The sequence below is a fragment of the Thalassotalea sp. SU-HH00458 genome, assembly GCF_040362795.1.
In the GTDB taxonomy this organism is placed as follows: Bacteria; Pseudomonadota; Gammaproteobacteria; order Enterobacterales; family Alteromonadaceae; genus Thalassotalea_H; species Thalassotalea_H castellviae.
Window position 1 is genome coordinate 135,418 of record NZ_BAABWW010000005.1, and the last position, 16,672, is coordinate 152,089.

17 protein-coding genes are annotated in these 16,672 nt (G+C 38.2%); 13 read left to right on the forward strand and 4 right to left on the reverse strand.

Going from position 1 to position 16,672, the window contains the following annotated elements:
- Positions 1–19 precede the first annotated feature (19 nt).
- Complete coding sequence (locus tag ABXH06_RS09405; protein ID WP_303450449.1) at positions 20–766, forward strand: complement resistance protein TraT; 747 nt, start codon at positions 20–22, stop codon at positions 764–766.
- A gap of 66 nt (positions 767–832) precedes the next feature.
- Here ABXH06_RS09405 and nfuA read toward each other — a convergent pair whose 3' ends face one another.
- The gene (gene nfuA / locus ABXH06_RS09410; protein WP_311581602.1) at positions 833–1,411 is read right to left on the reverse strand and encodes a Fe-S biogenesis protein NfuA; all 579 of its coding nucleotides are present in this window, start codon (positions 1,409–1,411) and stop codon (positions 833–835) included.
- A gap of 291 nt (positions 1,412–1,702) precedes the next feature.
- Here nfuA and ABXH06_RS09415 point away from each other — a divergent pair, with 291 nt between their 5' ends.
- Positions 1,703–4,246 (forward strand): M14 family zinc carboxypeptidase, encoded by a 2,544-nt coding sequence (locus ABXH06_RS09415; protein ID WP_353518075.1) that lies wholly within the window; start codon positions 1,703–1,705, stop codon positions 4,244–4,246.
- A 35-nt stretch (positions 4,247–4,281) separates the two neighbouring features.
- Here the strand turns inward: ABXH06_RS09415 and ABXH06_RS09420 are convergent, their stop codons facing one another.
- The gene (locus tag ABXH06_RS09420) at positions 4,282–5,028 is read right to left on the reverse strand and encodes a ComF family protein (RefSeq protein ID WP_353518076.1); all 747 of its coding nucleotides are present in this window, start codon (positions 5,026–5,028) and stop codon (positions 4,282–4,284) included.
- A 59-nt stretch (positions 5,029–5,087) separates the two neighbouring features.
- Here ABXH06_RS09420 and bioH point away from each other — a divergent pair, with 59 nt between their 5' ends.
- From bioH to ABXH06_RS09435, 3 genes are all read left to right on the forward strand, one after another.
- Positions 5,088–5,867, forward strand: coding sequence for a pimeloyl-ACP methyl ester esterase BioH (bioH, locus tag ABXH06_RS09425; protein ID WP_311581596.1), 780 nt, complete (start codon positions 5,088–5,090; stop codon positions 5,865–5,867).
- 137 nt (positions 5,868–6,004) lie between these two features.
- Positions 6,005–6,292 (forward strand): hypothetical protein, encoded by a 288-nt coding sequence (locus ABXH06_RS09430; RefSeq protein ID WP_353518077.1) that lies wholly within the window; start codon positions 6,005–6,007, stop codon positions 6,290–6,292.
- 3 nt (positions 6,293–6,295) lie between these two features.
- Complete coding sequence (locus tag ABXH06_RS09435; protein ID WP_353518078.1) at positions 6,296–7,273, forward strand: putative metalloprotease CJM1_0395 family protein; 978 nt, start codon at positions 6,296–6,298, stop codon at positions 7,271–7,273.
- A 107-nt stretch (positions 7,274–7,380) separates the two neighbouring features.
- On the opposite strand, the gene pyrE is transcribed toward ABXH06_RS09435, so the two are convergent.
- Positions 7,381–8,022, reverse strand: a complete 642-nt coding sequence (gene pyrE / locus ABXH06_RS09440; RefSeq protein ID WP_311581590.1) for an orotate phosphoribosyltransferase — start codon at positions 8,020–8,022, stop codon at positions 7,381–7,383.
- 11 nt (positions 8,023–8,033) lie between these two features.
- Positions 8,034–8,747, reverse strand: coding sequence for a ribonuclease PH (gene rph / locus ABXH06_RS09445; RefSeq protein ID WP_311581588.1), 714 nt, complete (start codon positions 8,745–8,747; stop codon positions 8,034–8,036).
- A 140-nt stretch (positions 8,748–8,887) separates the two neighbouring features.
- Between rph and ABXH06_RS09450 the strand changes: the two genes are divergently transcribed.
- From ABXH06_RS09450 to ABXH06_RS09485, 8 genes are all read left to right on the forward strand, one after another.
- Entirely contained in the window at positions 8,888–9,412 is a 525-nt protein-coding gene (locus ABXH06_RS09450) for a thioredoxin family protein (RefSeq protein ID WP_353518079.1), read from the forward strand.
- Entirely contained in the window at positions 9,412–10,107 is a 696-nt protein-coding gene (locus tag ABXH06_RS09455) for a gluconate 2-dehydrogenase subunit 3 family protein (RefSeq protein ID WP_353518080.1), read from the forward strand. Before ABXH06_RS09450 ends, ABXH06_RS09455 begins: the two co-directional genes overlap by 1 nt.
- Complete coding sequence (locus tag ABXH06_RS09460; protein ID WP_353518081.1) at positions 10,104–11,810, forward strand: GMC family oxidoreductase; 1,707 nt, start codon at positions 10,104–10,106, stop codon at positions 11,808–11,810. The genes ABXH06_RS09455 and ABXH06_RS09460 overlap by 4 nt, the downstream gene beginning before the upstream one ends.
- 76 nt (positions 11,811–11,886) lie before the next feature.
- Positions 11,887–12,321, forward strand: a complete 435-nt coding sequence (locus tag ABXH06_RS09465; protein WP_311581580.1) for a MerR family DNA-binding protein — start codon at positions 11,887–11,889, stop codon at positions 12,319–12,321.
- Entirely contained in the window at positions 12,314–13,417 is a 1,104-nt protein-coding gene (locus ABXH06_RS09470; RefSeq protein ID WP_353518082.1) for a permease, read from the forward strand. Before ABXH06_RS09465 ends, ABXH06_RS09470 begins: the two co-directional genes overlap by 8 nt.
- A gap of 108 nt (positions 13,418–13,525) precedes the next feature.
- A complete protein-coding gene (locus ABXH06_RS09475; RefSeq protein ID WP_311581576.1) occupies positions 13,526–14,389 on the forward strand; it encodes a YicC/YloC family endoribonuclease in 864 nt (287 codons plus the stop codon).
- 571 nt (positions 14,390–14,960) lie between these two features.
- The gene (locus tag ABXH06_RS09480) at positions 14,961–15,251 is read left to right on the forward strand and encodes a helix-turn-helix domain-containing protein (protein ID WP_353518083.1); all 291 of its coding nucleotides are present in this window, start codon (positions 14,961–14,963) and stop codon (positions 15,249–15,251) included.
- Positions 15,241–16,434, forward strand: a complete 1,194-nt coding sequence (locus ABXH06_RS09485; RefSeq protein ID WP_353518084.1) for a type II toxin-antitoxin system HipA family toxin — start codon at positions 15,241–15,243, stop codon at positions 16,432–16,434. The genes ABXH06_RS09480 and ABXH06_RS09485 overlap by 11 nt, the downstream gene beginning before the upstream one ends.
- The last annotated feature ends 238 nt before the right edge of the window (positions 16,435–16,672 follow it).

The following is a 16,672-nucleotide window of genomic DNA, read 5'->3' on the forward strand; positions in this document are numbered from 1 at the left end:
CAAAAAATAAGGAGTTAAAATGATTAAAGTAAAGTCTCTCATTAATGTTGTATTAGTTGGTACAGTATTAAGTATTCTAAGTGGTTGTTCTGCAGTTCATACGTCTATTGCTAAACGTGATTTAGATGTACAAACGAAAATAAGCACATCAATATTTGTAGATCCTGTTGAACAAGAAAAACGTAAAATCTACTTAGAAGTTAGAAGTGGTGTTATGGAGTTTGATAGAAATTCTTTTCGTAATGCATTATCTCAACAGTTAGTTAATAGTGGTAATGGTTATACGTTAACTGATGATCCTAAAAAAGCGCAATATACTATGAGTGTTTTTGTGAGAAATCTTGAAAAGACTACTCCTGATATGGCTGCGGCTGCTTTAGGTGCTGGATTTCAAGGGGTTGGTGCTGGTGCTGCGATTAGTTATGCTACAGGTGGTTCATATCGCAACGCAGTAGGAACAGGATTGTTAGTTGGAGCACTTTCAACAGCGGCTAATGCTTTTGTGCAAGATGTTATGTATCTTTTGGTAGCAGATATCCAAATAAAAGAGCGTGCGGGTAAAGGTGTTATTGTTCGTAAAGACTCTAAAATCAATACTAAAATTTCAGATGACGGTGCAACTACTCAAACTTATTCTGAAGCAACAACACAAAAAGAATACCGTACACGTGTAGTAACTACGGCTAATAAAGCTAATTTAGAATTAATGGAAGCACAACCATTAATGTTTGAGAAAACAGCCTATGCAATGGCGTCTTTCTTTTAATAAATAATAGGTATTAAAAAATCCTCGCCAGTATTAACACTGACGAGGATTTTTTTTAATGACACTTTAATAATATGAATGTTCACCACGTTCGTGTTCAGTCATATCTTTAACACCTTTAATTTCATCACCCATCATTTCAATAAGTTGTTTTTCGATTCCATCTTTTACCGTTACATCAATTTGACTACAACCATTACAGCCGCCACCAAATTGTAGAACCGCGTAACCGTCATCGGTAATTTCCATCAAGGTACATTCACCGCCGTGACCAGCTAATTGAGGGTTTACTTCCGCTTTTAAAAAGTAATCAACACGTTCAAATAATGGAGCATCATCAGCTACTTTACGCAATTTTGCGTTGGGTGCTTTTAGAGTTAACTGAGAGCCCATTTGGTCAGTAGTAAAATCGATTTCTGCATCTTCTAAAAATGCTTTGCTGTCTGCGTCTACATAAGCTGAAAAATGTTCAAAAGGAATTTCGATATCTTCAGGTTCAACAGCATCTGCTGGGCAATATGACACACCACATTCGGCACTTGCAGTTCCTGGATTGACAACAAATACACGAATACTTGTGCCTTCGGCTTGTTGGGATAACAGCTTTTGAAAATGTTCTTGGGCTGTTTCTGAAATTGTGATCATAATGCGTTTCGCTCTAAACTTTTCAAAAATAAGAATAAGATTTTTGTGATACCTGACTAAATTAGTCAGGTATGTTTATTTTACTCTGCTACGTTAAGTTTCGCTAGTGATCATTTATGCTGCGGTTTATTTTTTATGAAAAAGAGTCTTTTTGTTGAAAAACGAGATAAAAAAGAGATAAAACCACGAGAATTTAAGGGGGAAATACTAGCTGCACTCCTAAGAGTTTGTTATTTTGTTCTAATCAAATTCGTTTGATTAAACTCAAGCAATTAGCTAGGAATTTCAAAAATGCATTTTCGTTTACTGATAATAACTCTACTATTAAGTCTGTTTAGCCAACCTTTATTCGCCGCGGCGGTTGAAAAATATTTACCAGAAAATCATACATATGATCAATCAGTTATCAAACCTGAAGCGGTTTTAGGTTTTGGTTTAGGTGAGCGACATATTCGTCATGATCAACTTGTGCAATACATGGAAGCATTGGCTAATGCTTCAAATAAAGCCGTGCTAACCGACATTGGCCGTACAACTGAAATGCGTAAACAAGTGTTATTAACACTTTCTCATCCTGATAATATTGCAAAATTGCCTGAATTATTAGCCCGTCAAGATATGGGAAAAAAACCAGAAGATCCGTTAGTGGTTTGGTTAGGGTACTCAGTGCATGGTGATGAAATTACTGGCAGTAATGCCGCGCTCGTAATTGCTTATCATTTAGCGGCCAGCCAAGAGAAGTCGGTAGCTGATATTCTTAAAAACACGGTTATTGTTTTAGAGCCAAGCATCAATCCTGATGGTATGGACCGTTTTGTCAATTGGGTAAATACATATCGTGGTACAACGGCTAATCCTGATCCGAATCATATTGAACATCATCAACAATGGCGAACAGGTCGTACTAATCACTTTGGTTTTGACCTAAATCGTGATTGGTTATTACTTTCTCAAAAAGAGAGTCGTAATAGATTGGCATATTTTCATCAATATCAACCACATGTTCTAGGTGATTTTCACGAGATGGGTGCCAATAGCAGCTATTTTTTCCAACCAGGCATACCAAGCAGAACACATCCGTTAACACCGAAGAAAACTACCGAGTTAACGCAACTTCTAGCTACTTTTCATGCTAAAGCGTTAGATAAAGAAGATCGTTTATATTATAGCCAAGAAAGCTTTGACGATTTTTATTATGGCAAAGGTTCAACCTATCCAGACATTAATGGTGGTATCGGCATATTATTCGAGCAAGCGAGTAGCCGAGGCTTTCAACAAGACAGTATTAATGGCTTGTTAACTTTTGAATATGGCATTAAAAACCATGTATTAACTTCGCTTTCCACGATTCAAGGGGCATGGGAAAATAGCGATAAATTTAAAAAGTATCGTAAAAATTTTCATGAAGAGTCAGAGGATTTGATCAAAAAAGAAAAGTTTAATGGCTATTTAATTACAGAAGCGAAAGATTCCCATCGTTTGAATATCTTTTTAGAAAAACTGACAGCTCATCAAATTAATGTCTTGTCCTTAACTGAAGATTTTCGTTATGACGGCACACTTTATAAAAAAGGTCAGAGTTTTTATGTGCCACTGGCGCAAAAACAATATCGCGTGATCCAAGCGTTATTTAACCAAGGAACCGATTTCCCAGATAATACTTTTTATGATGTTTCAGGTTGGACAATGCCTTTAGCGATGGATATAAATTTCATACAAGTTGGACGTACTTGGGGATTACGCCTTGCAAAAAATTCATGGCAACCAGCAGAAAAAAATGACATTTCAATAGACAAAAATGCTTATGCTTACGCTTTTGAATGGCATCACTTTTTAGCGCCAAAATTGCTCAATCAATTATTAGCAAACGGCGTTAAAGCAAAAGTGGCCACAAAAACATTTTCATCGGTTATTGCTGGAAAAACAAAAAACTTTGCCACAGGAACGATTGTGGTTCCTGCTGGTATTCAAACAAATCAACAATGGCGCGATTTGTTAGCGCTTGCCGCGAATGAAAATTCATTACCGATCTTTAATATCGACACGGGATTAACTATTAATGGCGTTGATGTTGGCTCTGGTTCAATAAAGCCCGTTAACCCTATTAAGGTATTACTAATTGGCGGCAAAGGAAGCTCGCAATATGAAGCGGCTGAGATCCTTTATTACCTAGATGATACGTTAAATATTCCTGTGACTATTGTTGAAAGAAACCGTTTATCTCGTGTTGATTTAGCGCCATACAGCCATATCATTATGGTGGATGGTAATTACGCCGATATCAATAAAAATGTCACTACCAAAATTCAGTCTTGGGTTAAAAAAGGCGGCGTTATTTTTGGGCAAAAGCGTGCGGCACAATGGCTAGCAAAAGTTGAATTATTAAAGGCTGATTTTGTTGAAAAAGAACACATTAATGGCCTATTCGATAGCGAATCACTGACTTATCAAGACAAAGAAAAATTGTCAGCAAGAAAACGTATTGCCGGCGCTATTTTTGACACTAAACTCGATACTAGCCACCCATTAGCTTATGGCTATACTGATTCACAGTTACCGGTATTTAGAAACAGTACCTTGATTATGGAGTCGGTTGAATCGCCTTTTATTACCGTTGCTGAATATACATCAACGCCGTTAATGAGTGGTTATACTGATCAAAATTTAATTAATAAAATAGCGAATAGTCCGGCAATTGTTGCTCATAACCAAGGTCGCGGTCGTGTTATTGCTACGTCAGATGTATTTGCATTTCGAGGTTATTGGTTTGGTAGTGCGAAAGTTTTAGCCAACAGTTTATTTTTTGCCAAAGCGTTTAGCGCTTCAGCCAATTAATTGCCTGCATTAGCTTAATACCACTTAGCCTGAGATTATTTAGGGAGTGTAAGCGCAACCGTTAATACGGTAATGTGTTTTACTCCCTTTAATTTTAATAATTTACATAAGGTGTTCACTGTACTTCCTGTGGTGATCACATCATCCAATAAGATGATATGACTTGGTAACGTATCAAATTCTTCAGATAACGCAAAGGCATTCTTTAAAAGCTTGCGTCGTAACTTGCCACTTTGTCCTACTTGGCTCTTACTATAAGTTGTTCTACGCAAAGCTTGTTCTAAATAAGGAATTTTTGTTCGACGATTGAAGGCTCGTGCAATTAAATGCGCTTGATTAAAACCTCGCTGCTGCCATTTTTTTAGGTGAATGGGCACTGAAAGTATTGCGACATCCTGTTGTTCGTTTACTTGTTTTTGCCATAATTCTGCCAACAAATAACCCAAAAGATCCGCTAGTTCAAAACGCTTTTGATATTTAAAATCTATTAGCCACTGATCAAATGGCGCGATATAAGGCGCAAGGCAAAGCAATTGCTCAAATGATCTTTGTGGAAAGAGCTTATCAATGGCCGGCCAATTCAGTAAATTAAAACCAAAATGTTGGTAAGAAAATAAGGGTAAATCGTCGTAACAATATTGACATAACAAGGGATGTATTACGTGAGCACTTTTACATAACTCACACTCGCTCATGGTCTGTCGAGTTAATGTTAAACATTCAGCAAAATAACGATGTAGATGCGTGAATAATTGCCCAGCAATTTTGTTATCCAATTCCATTTGTTTATCACTTTCTATACACTGACGCTTTTTAAATCTCTAGTATAAGTATGGCAACAATGTTGAAATTTACGAGTAGTGGTGCTGGATTACCTTTAGTGTTTATACATGGTTGGGGGCTCAACTCGGGGGTTTGGCAACCAAGTGTTAAACAGCTTGAACAGTCTTTTCGAATAATTACCGTTGATTTACCAGGCTTTGGTAATAACCTTGATTATCAAGTATCGCCTTACACTATAAAAAATATTGCTCAACATATTGCAGACATTATTGATGAACCCGCTGTTATTATTGGTTGGTCTTTAGGCGGTATAATTGCGACAGAGTTGGCATGTAGCCACCCTGATAAAGTACTTGGACTTATTACGGTTGCGAGTACGCCATGCTTTGTTGAACAAGAAAATTGGCCGGGTATTAAACCGGAAGTATTAAGCTTATTTCATCGTCAACTTGAAGAAGATACCCAAAAAACTATTAATAATTTTTTGAAAATACAAGCCATGGGTAGCCCGCATTTACGTAACGATATAAAGCAGTTACGTGAATTGATCATGCAATACCCTATGCCTAGTAAATCGACTTTAGATTTATCTTTAAGGTTCTTAGAACAGGAAGATCAACGTCAACAACTTAAGCTTGTCAGCCAACCGTTTTTACGTATTTATGGCAAACTTGATGGTTTAGTACCAAAAGCAGTCATTGAACAAGTCTCTTTGTTAGCGCATGAAAGTGATGTTGTTATTTTTGAAAAAGCCTCGCATGCCCCTTTTATTAGTGAGCTCGAAAACTTTGTTGAAAAGCTTTCTTCGTGGCTTAATCAACGGTTTGTATCGCATTAGTCACTCGCCAAAAACTTTACATTCGAGCTGATTTGGTTAATAATTAAACACATTGGTTTGCACTAAATATCCGTTGTAAAAATAAGTGTTCAGAATATATTTTTTATCACTTATTAAAGATATTAAGGGGAAATACTATGAACGTTCAATCTGCATTTAATTCAGGTGTTGAAGGTTTTCAAAAAGCGACTGAATCAGCGACTCAAGCGGCAAGTGATATTGCCCATATTAGCCATGAGCATGCGGCACAATTTAATGTTGAAGATAGCGCTGAAACTGAAGTTAAAACTTCATCAATAGATACGCCAAATTTAAATCAATCTATCGTCGATTTGAAAGTTGCAGAACATCAAGCGAAAGCATCGGCAAATGTTATTAAAACTGCCGATGAAGCATTAGGCACGTTACTGGATGTAAGTATTTAAATCATGAATATCACGCCGCACACAACTACTACGCCAATCCCGACGGTGGTAAACCCACCAACGGATGCGTTGCGCCGTGAAAATAATCAAAGAGAAATCATCACAAAACCCGCTGCTGCCCAGCAATCTGCCGGAGAAAAAGGTGTCGCCTCTGAACGTGAGCGAGCACGTACACCGGCACAAAATAATGAACATATTGATTTTGAAAACATACGTAAACAGGCCGAAATAGCCAATACGACGATCTCTGATGAAGAACATGGTTCGTCGAAGGATGAAGAGCAAAGTCAACAACCATTTTCTAAAAAAGCCAAAGAAGCTTCATCTGCGGAGAATATCGAAGACGCTGAACAAGAGAACTATGAAAAGCAACAAGTAGAAAAACAAGAAGTTGCTGAACAAAAAGTGATTAATGAGTTAGCCGATCGTGATCAAGAGGTGCGTGCTCATGAATCAGCCCACGCTGCTGTTGGCGGTTCAACGACAGGTTCTCCGTCTTATTCATTTGAAACCGGCCCCGATGGTAAAAAGTATGCCGTTGATGGCGAAGTTTCTGTTGATTTATCCGCTGTAGAAGGTGACCCACAAGCCACTATCAGTAAAATGCAGAAGGTGTATGCTGCAGCGCTAGCGCCTGTTCAACCCTCAGCCCAAGATTTACGAGTTGCTAATTCAGCCACTAAAAAAATTCTGCAAGCTCAATCTGAACTGGCGGGTTTAAATTCGACTACTGGTAAGTCAGATACCGAAAATCTTACTAAGCTTTCGAGTGATGACAGTGAACAAGAAAACGCGTTAAATAATCTTGAATCAACTGATTTTGATCGCGCGATGGAAAGAACCTTGAAGGAACAAGAAGCCGTTGCCCCAACACGTTCTGTTGATATTGACCAACGAGCTTTACGGATTGAAAGCTTTTACGCCAATATTAATCGCGCATATGAAAAACAACCTAGCTATCAATTTGAATTAACGGCTTAAGCGTTTCTCAAGCCAATATTTTAAATGGTTGACGGTAAAAACAAAAAAACCTAAATTCTTAAAGGAATTTAGGTTTTTTGCTCTTATCACTGACGATAAACGGTCGCTTAAATACCATAGTCTTCTTGATATTGTTTGATAGTTGCTAAGCTATCTGCCATATCAGGTTGCTCTTCTAAATAGGTAATTAAGTCGGTTAACGTGACAATTGAGATGACTTTCGTGCCAAAATCACGCTCTACTTCTTGGATCGCCGAAAGTTCGCCTTTTCCTTTTTCTTGACGGTCTAGTGCAATTAATACGCCTGAAAGCTCAGCTCCGTGTGCTTTAATTATTTCCATTGATTCACGAATTGCAGTACCAGCGGTGATCACGTCATCCACTAGCATGATTTTACCCTCAAGAGGTGAGCCAACTAAACTGCCTCCTTCACCATGAGTTTTCGCTTCTTTACGGTTAAAGCAGTAAGGTAAATCTTTATTATGGTGATCTGCTAAGGCAACAGCCGTAGTAGTTGCAATAGGGATCCCTTTATATGCAGGGCCAAATAACAAATCAAAATCAATATCTGCATCCATTAAAGCCGAAGCATAAAAACGGCCTAAACGAGCTAAATCACCGCCGGTATTAAATAAACCAGCATTAAAAAAGTAAGGACTGGTACGCCCTGATTTTAAAGTGAATTCACCAAAACGTAATACCTGTTTATTTAAGGCGAATTCAATAAATTCACGTTGATAAGCTTTCATGTTTGGTCCTATTAATTTAACGCTGTTTTTTGCAGATCGAATAATTCGTTAATGGCATTCTTAGCCAAAGTTAGCATTTCTTGCATTTCATCAAAGCTGAACGGCTCTTCTTCCGCTGTACCTTGAATTTCAATTAATTTACCTGTGTCAGTCATTACCACATTCATGTCGGTGTCTGCTGCCGAATCTTCTGGGTAATCTAAATCAGCCACCGGTTCACCTTTATATATGCCTACTGAAATAGCAGCAATCATATGCTTTAACGGATTTGTTTTGATAATGTCTTTAGCACGCATGTAATTGAGTGCATCAACTAATGCTACACAGGCACCGGTAATAGAAGCGGTTCTGGTACCACCGTCGGCTTGAATAACATCACAATCAACACTGATAGTATTTTCACCTAATGCTTTTAAATCAACAGCGGCTCTTAACGCACGTGCAATTAAACGAGAAATTTCTAATGTACGACCACTTTGTTTGCCGCTAGCTGCTTCACGTCTCATGCGAGTATGCGTAGAACGAGGTAACATGCCATATTCAGCGGTAACCCATCCTTTACCTTGGCCTTTTAGAAAACGAGGAACGCCTTCTTCAACTGAGGCAGTACAAATCACTTTGGTATCACCAAATTCTATTAAAACGGAGCCTTCTGCATGTGCAGTAAATTGACGAGTGATGGTAACCGGACGAATTTGTCCTAATGTTCTGCCGCTTGGACGCATGATAAATTCTCTGTGAGTAAAATAATGGTCGCATTATAATCGCTTAAGTTTCATATTGACATAATGACGGACAAAGAATTTTGAAATATAGTTGTTTAAAACAAGGTCATGTTTGATAGTCTCAATATTTGGAATAAATTATGAAGCATTCTTTCGCTATTCTTTTGACAGCCTTTCTTATTCATGCGTTTGCAATTGCTGAAGAATCGTTTGAAACAAGTGATAGCTTACCGGAATATAGTCGTATATATGACGATCAACGCGACCCGTTTTCGGATGCGAAAGCTGCTATTGAGTTAGCGAAGAAAACCAATCGAAATGTCTTAATTGAAATTGGCGGAAATTGGTGCACTTGGTGTCATAAAATGGATGCCTTTTTAGAAAAAAATCCTGATATTTATCAAAAGCTTCATAGTGAATATGTGTTATTAAAAATTAATGTTAGCGATTCAAATGAAAACGAAGCATTTATGAAATCACTACCGCCAACCTTAGGATACCCTCATATGTATGTCTCTACTGCTACAGGTAAAATGATGTTATCTAAAGATACCGCAGAGCTATTAACGCAGGGTAACTATTCTAGAGAAGCGTGGTTAAGTTTTCTTGAGAAATGGAACGTTGGCAACAATCATAGAAATGTTAACCAAAGTGAGACAGATTAATGCCCTCATTTTTTAATGAAAATTACCGAACACCTTTGTGGTTAAAGAAAAAACTATCGCGTCGTCATTTATTAAAGTCTGCCGCTGGAGCATCAGCTATTGCAGCATTACCGGCTATTGCGTTCAATGCTACTTCTGAGAATAATGCTTACCAATTGGCGTTAAAAGATACCGTTTGGCAAACCCTAGATGCAGTATTCGAACACCTTTTTCCAGCGTCTAAAACGGGACCTAGTGCTCAAGATATTCAGGCCACTTTTTATCTCTATCAACTTGTGCATGAACAGCCCACCTCTCAAGATGAAATAGACTTTATTTATCGCGGTGTTGGTTGGTTAAATGGCTTCACCCAAAATAAATTCAGCAACAATTTTATAGCATTAAATACCGATGAAAAAGAGCAAACTTTTCGAGCGATTAGCCAATCTGAAGCTGGCCAAAATTGGCTTAACATGATGATTCTTAATTTATATGAAGCGATGTTGTCGCCGCCGGCATATGGCGGTAATCCTGATGGAATTGGCTGGAAATGGCTCAATCATCAAGCTGGCTTTCCTTTGCCGCCAGCAGGAAAGCGATATTATGAATTACCCACAGGTAATTTAGCGGTAAATAAACAAGCGCAACGCATGGAAAGTAAGTCATTAATCGCTAAATTTACCACCCAGTCAAACAAAGGAAATAACAAAGCATGAGTTATGATATTTGTATTGTTGGCAGTGGTGCCGGTGCCTCGCCGGTTGCGTATACCTTAGCAAAAGCCGGTGCAAAAGTGTTGGTGTTAGAAAAGGGCCCATGGTTAACAGAAAAAGAATTCTATAAAGATGAATTAGCGATCAGTTTACGTGACTCCTACAACCCCAATTTAGCGGATGAGCAACACGTGATTGAAGAAGAATATGTGCGTGAAAACGGTTCAACCTATTGGGATGGTGAACCTACGAGCGAGTCAGGTTGGAGCTTCTGGAATGGCACAGTTGTTGGTGGCTCTTCCAATTTTATGAGCGGTTATTTTCACCGTTTAAAACCCGTAGACTTTCGACTTCGTTCTGAATTCGGTGCGATTGAAGGAGCCAATATTGTCGATTGGCCGATCAGCTATGATGAACTGGAACCCTATTATGCTCAAGTTGAAAGAGAGGTTGGTGTATCAGGCAAAGTCGTTAAACATCCCCATCAAGAACCTCGTTCAACCGAAGATTTTCCCTATCCGCCATTGGCTGAACACGCCGTTTCATCATGGATAGACAAAGGTGCTCAAGCGTTAGGTTTTCATGCGATTCCTGTTCCACGTGCGGTACTTTCTCAACCTGCCATGGGAAGGAATAGTTGTGAATATTCAGGGTATTGTAGTAGTTATGGTTGTTCAACCGGTGCAAAAGGGAGTGGTCGAGCGGCGTTATTAAATCATGCTGTTGCCACTGGCAATTTAACCATTATCCCCAACGCTAAAGTTCACCATATTAACAGTAATGACCAAGGTGAAGTTACTGGTGTGCAATATTATGATCGCCAAGGGCGTGATCAGCAAGTAACCGCTAAAATATATGTAGTTGCTTGCCAAGCTATTGAAACTTCTCGTTTATTATTGTCATCAACAAGTGATTATTTTCCGCAAGGGCTAGCGAATAGCAGTGGTCAAGTGGGAAAAAACCTTATATTTAGTGCCGGTGGCACTGGCTCTGGCGACTTTTTCTTTGACGAGATTGATAAACAACAACAGGCTGAATTAAAACAAGTAGGCCCATTTATTAATCGAGCGTTACAAGATTGGTATCAAATAGACGATAAAAAGTTTCAAGGCGCAAATAAAAATGGCAAAGCTAAAGGTGGCACAATCGACTTTTTGTTTCATCAAAATCCTATTGCTCGAGTAGGTGGCAGCCAGTGGAATGAGCATAACGAATTGGTTTGGGGGGAAGCACTCAAGCAAAATATTTTTAACGAATTTACGACTTATAAAACGCTTAGATTTGAAGTGTTTAATGATTGGTTACCTACCGATAATTGTTTTGTTGCATTAGATGAAGAAGTGACAGATAAATGGGGCGATCCTGTGGCCAAAGTTAGAATTGGTAGTCATAACCATGATCTTGAAGTAGGTGAGTATTTAGCAGAAAAAGGCGCGGCTTTACTGAAAAAATTAGGCGCTAAAAACATTGCTACTTCGGTCAGTAGTTCGCCACCCACTAATTTAATGGCGGGTGGCTGTCGCTTTGGCAATGACCCTAAAACGTCTGTGCTCAATAAATATTGTCAGGCGCACGAAGTGAAAAATCTTTATGTCACCGACGGCTCATTTATGCCTACAGGCGGTAGTGTTCCTTATACCTTCACTATTTATGCCAATGCGTTTCGTGTGGCAGATCATATTAAGACGCGGTGGTTAGCAAGCTAGACTTTTAAAAATATAGTTGACCTGTGAGTAACTCATAGCTTTATAGTATGGCTATGATTTGCTATAGGTTAATGTTATGAGAGTAAAACAACTTGCACAGCGGTATTCGCTTAGCCTAGATACGGTACGTTACTACACTCGTATTGGATTGTTAAAGCCACAAACAAACCCCATTAACGGTTATAAAGAATATCTACCCGCTGATCAGCGACGGCTTGAGTTTATTATTCAGGCTAAATCGTTAGGTTTTTCACTACACGATATTGAAACTGTGATTGACCAGTCAAACTCAGGTAGTTCTCCTTGTCCAACCGTAAGAGAAATCATCAAAGATAGAATTATCGAAACCGAAGAAAAAATTGCCGCAATGCAGGCAACGTGTCAACAAATGAAAGCAGCCTTGGCAACTTGGCAATCACTTCCTGATTGCACACCTACGGGGGATCATGTTTGCCATTTAATCGAAGGGTTAATTGACGAAACAACCAATGAGGAGTTGTTAAATGAGTAATTGTTGCAGCACAGACAAACAACAAGAGACTAATTCAGCCAAAGACAACAGTATGCAACCACAATCAGCTGACTGTTGTGAACCCGTCAAAGGTAGTATTGACTGGTTGTTATGGGGAGGAAGCAGTTTTGTAGTTTTAGCGTTTATTAGCTATTGGTTTCAATCGCCGTCAGAATCTTGGTGGTACATTATTAGTGCGACTACCGTTGAAATGCTTGATGCTATGTGGATAGGCATGCTACTTGGGGTGGTCATTGTTGGTTGGTTAAGTCGCTTACCGCGCGATCTTATTATAGCCACTATTGGCAAAGGCCAAACCACAAGCGGCATTTTTAGAGCAACTATGGCAGGTTTGTTATTTGATTTATGTAATCACGGTATTTTAATGGTTGGTATGAAGCTCTATGAACGTGGCGCAAGTATTGGCCAAGTCATGGCGTTTATCATCGCCAGTCCGTGGAACTCTTTTACATTAACCTTTATTTTAATTGGTTTAATTGGATGGCAATGGACCTTGTGCTTTATCGCCTTTTCGTTAGTCATTGCCTGGACAAGTGGCATTATATTTGACCGCCTCGCAATGTCGGGTGTGTTACCTCAAAATGAAAATCTACATGAACTAACGTCAGACTTTAGTTTTAAAGAAACGCTAACTAAGCTGATTAAAGAAGCCGATTACACTCCTAATGCCTTAATAAACATGTTTATAAATGGTTTTAAAGATTCACGTATGGTGTTTCGTTGGGTATTTGTCGGCATTGTATTAGTGGCACTGGTCAGAGCCTTTGTACCACCAGAAAGTTTTAACCTATGGTTTGGTGCAACCGCAAGTGGCTTATTTTTAACCCTGATTGCCGCTACTATTATTGAAGTTTGCTCTGAAGGCTCAACACCAATAGCGGCAGACTTAATTACTCGCGCCAGCGCACCGGGTAATTCTTTTACCTTTCTCATGGCAGGTGCATCAACCGACTATACCGAAATTATGGTATTAAAAGACACCACAAAAAGCTGGAAAACAGCACTGTTTTTACCGCTAATTACTGTCCCGCAAGTGTTATTTATTGGTTGGATTATGAATACGGGGTTTGCATAAAAATATAGTACTTGTTGTGGGTAAGTTAGCAAATTTTGGTACGCTCAGGCATAATCCTTTCGTTCATTCTTATAAAACAAACTTTATAGAGTAAAAATAGGAAAGATTATGATCCATAGTATGACAGCTTTTTCACGAGTTGAAGTGAAAGGTGATTGGGGTAATGCCATTTGGGAAATTAGAAGTGTTAATCAACGCTTTTTAGAAACCTATTTCAGATTACCTGAGCAATTTCGTAGTGTTGAACCCGTATTAAGAGAGCGTTTTCGTAAAGCATTAAATCGCGGCAAAGTGGAATGTGGCTTACGTTTTAATGCAAACCCAGCAACTAAAGGTAAACTCTCAATAAACAAAGACTTAGCCTCGCAATTATTAGAGCATGCAAGCTGGGTTAACGAACAAACACTCAATAGCCAAGTGAACCCTATCGAAATAATGCGCTGGCCTGGCGTAATGGAAACTGAAGAAGCTGACATGGACAGCATTCAAGCAGATATTTTAAAAGGATTTGACCAAGCACTAACAGACTTTATTGCTGCTCGAGCAAGTGAAGGCGAAAACATGAAAGCGCTTATTGAACAACGCCTTGATGGCATTGTTGCGGAAGCTGAAAAAGTAAAAGGTCATATGCCTGAAGTGATCCAATGGCAACGCACACGTATTATTGATAAATTTACAGACGCTAAAATTGAACTGGAATCAACCAGAGTTGAACAAGAACTTGTAATGCTCGCGCAAAAAATGGATGTAGATGAAGAAATAGATCGCCTCTTTAGCCATGTTAAAGAAACCAAAAGTATCTTGAAAAAAGGTGGTGCTCAAGGCCGTCGTTTAGACTTTATGATGCAAGAATTTAACCGTGAAGCGAATACCTTAGGCTCAAAATCAATCAATGCAGACATCACCAATGCGGCAGTTGAATTGAAAGTGCTTATTGAGCAAATGAGAGAGCAGATCCAGAATATCGAGTAGAAACTTATCAACCTTTACATAGGGTTAAAAACATTCATTTATCGTCATTGTAGTGGTCAACAAATTTTGGCCACAGTTTTATATTCATTCAGATAGAAGAGCTAAGCGCAAAGAAATATATCAAACAATGGCTGATAAAATTTACCTTTAACGGGTTTAGAAAAAAGATTGAAAAATATAAGGATTTTTTTGAGATCAAAGCAGTGTATCTAGCCAAAACTATCAGGTAAGAAGGATACTGCTAATATGAGCGTTCAAATAGACGCAAAAATTAGAATGAAGAGATAAATAATCGTAAAAATAAACGTCTACATTTCTTATGAAGTTTTCATTTTCCAGTGCACAGTTTTCAGATTCTCGTTTAAATTGTTGTACCTATACTTATTCTTTCGAACAAACCAATCGCTCTACAAATAAGTAAAATATTATAATCTAGTGTCCTCTCATGTATTTAATCATCAAAAATGGTTAGTAAGGCCATAAAGTCTCATTTATGATTAGTTAATTGATGTTTCTATTGGATGTGCCATAATTGGGTAATTAAGCTTTTATTGTTCAAATATGGTGTTTTATGAGGAAAATTGATTATACCAAAGAACTTCTTGGTAACTTGATAAAGCAATCGAGGGCTTCTTCTATGGATCAAGAAGAATTAGCTTTAAGAGCTGGTACAAGTAAGAATACCATTAGCAGACTGGAACGTGGGAAAGGCATCAATTCTGATACCTTACTTATGATATTGAATCAATTGGAAATCCTCGACCCATTTATTGAAACTATTGAAAAAGAATATGAGTTAGTAAATAGAAATCCCGTTAGAAAAAGCTCACGAGTAGAGAAGGAATTACCAAATGATTTCTAGAGCATATGTTTTTATCGATGGGCTAGAGTCTTCCCCAATAATCTGCGGAATTGTTGAGCTTGATGCAAAGGGCAATATTGGCAAATTTCGATATGGTCAAAGTTATCTGCAAAGATCAGATGCATTCCCTTTAGATCCTGTGCACTTACCACTACTTAGTGACCAATTTATCACAAGAGTAAATAAGGGGATGTTCGGTGTTATTTTAGATGCTGGAGCTGACAGTTGGGGGAAAAAACTTATTCTATCACTTCACTCTACTAAGCCTAGAAATGCTTTAGAGTTAGTTTTGGCTGGTGATAGCATGGGAGTCGGAGCATTAACATTTAGCTTATCTAGGACAGCATGTAAGCCGAAGGTAAGTAAAAATAAGCTTGAGGATATTCCTATGCTCTTAAAAGGCAAAACGGCCATTCTTAATAATGAAGAGATCTCAAAAGAAGCTAAAAAAGCTTTTGAGTATGGTTCAAGTATGGGAGGAGCAAGACCTAAAACTATAATTGAGGATAATGGCAACAGTTATTTGGCCAAGTTCAATCGTCAAGATGACATATTTAATGTGTGTCTTGTAGAGCACGCGACAATGACTATGCTGAAAGAACTAAACGTTAGAATAGCGAATACGACGATACTACATAGTCAACAAGAAGATATATTATTAGTGGAACGATTTGACTGTGCTAATTACCAACCGTCACACCACTTTTTAAGTGCCAATTCGTTAATTAACCAAGATAAAATTACTAATCAGGCGCTTGCTGAAACATATAGCTATGGATCTTTGGCCGAGTTTATAATGAAATATGGCGCAGAGCCAAAAGACTCTCATGAACTTTATACACGCATGGTGTTTAATATAATGATGGGTAACACCGACGATCACTCAAGAAACCACGCTTTCTTATATTCATTTTCGGATAAAGCTTGGCGTCTGTCGCCAGCCTATGACGTTTTACCTATAAACAATTCTCGCCAACATGGTATTGGTATAGGCGCACAAGGTAGAGCGGGAACAATTGATAATGCGTTATCGCAATCGAAAAGGTTTGGTCTTACTCAGGCAAAAGCCAAAACGATTATATCAACAGTACAAGAATTGACTTATGAATGGGCAACTTATTTTAGAAAATTAGGAGTATCTGATACTGATCTTGAAAGATTAAAAGGGGTAATTCCCTCGTAGTTAGAGGCCTTTTTAAAAAGTATTTTACATAATCATTTTTATTGGTAACTACCTGTAAAATATAGTGTTATCTATTAAGGTGTTTTGATAGATCCAGAACATCGAATAGTTTTCACCTTTCAGTAATTCTGTAAATTTCATTTTAAAGCCTCGTTTTTCGAGGCTTTTTGTATTTTAATTATGTTTTTATTATACGTCCTAACCACATAATCAATATATGAATAAATCAATCAGAACT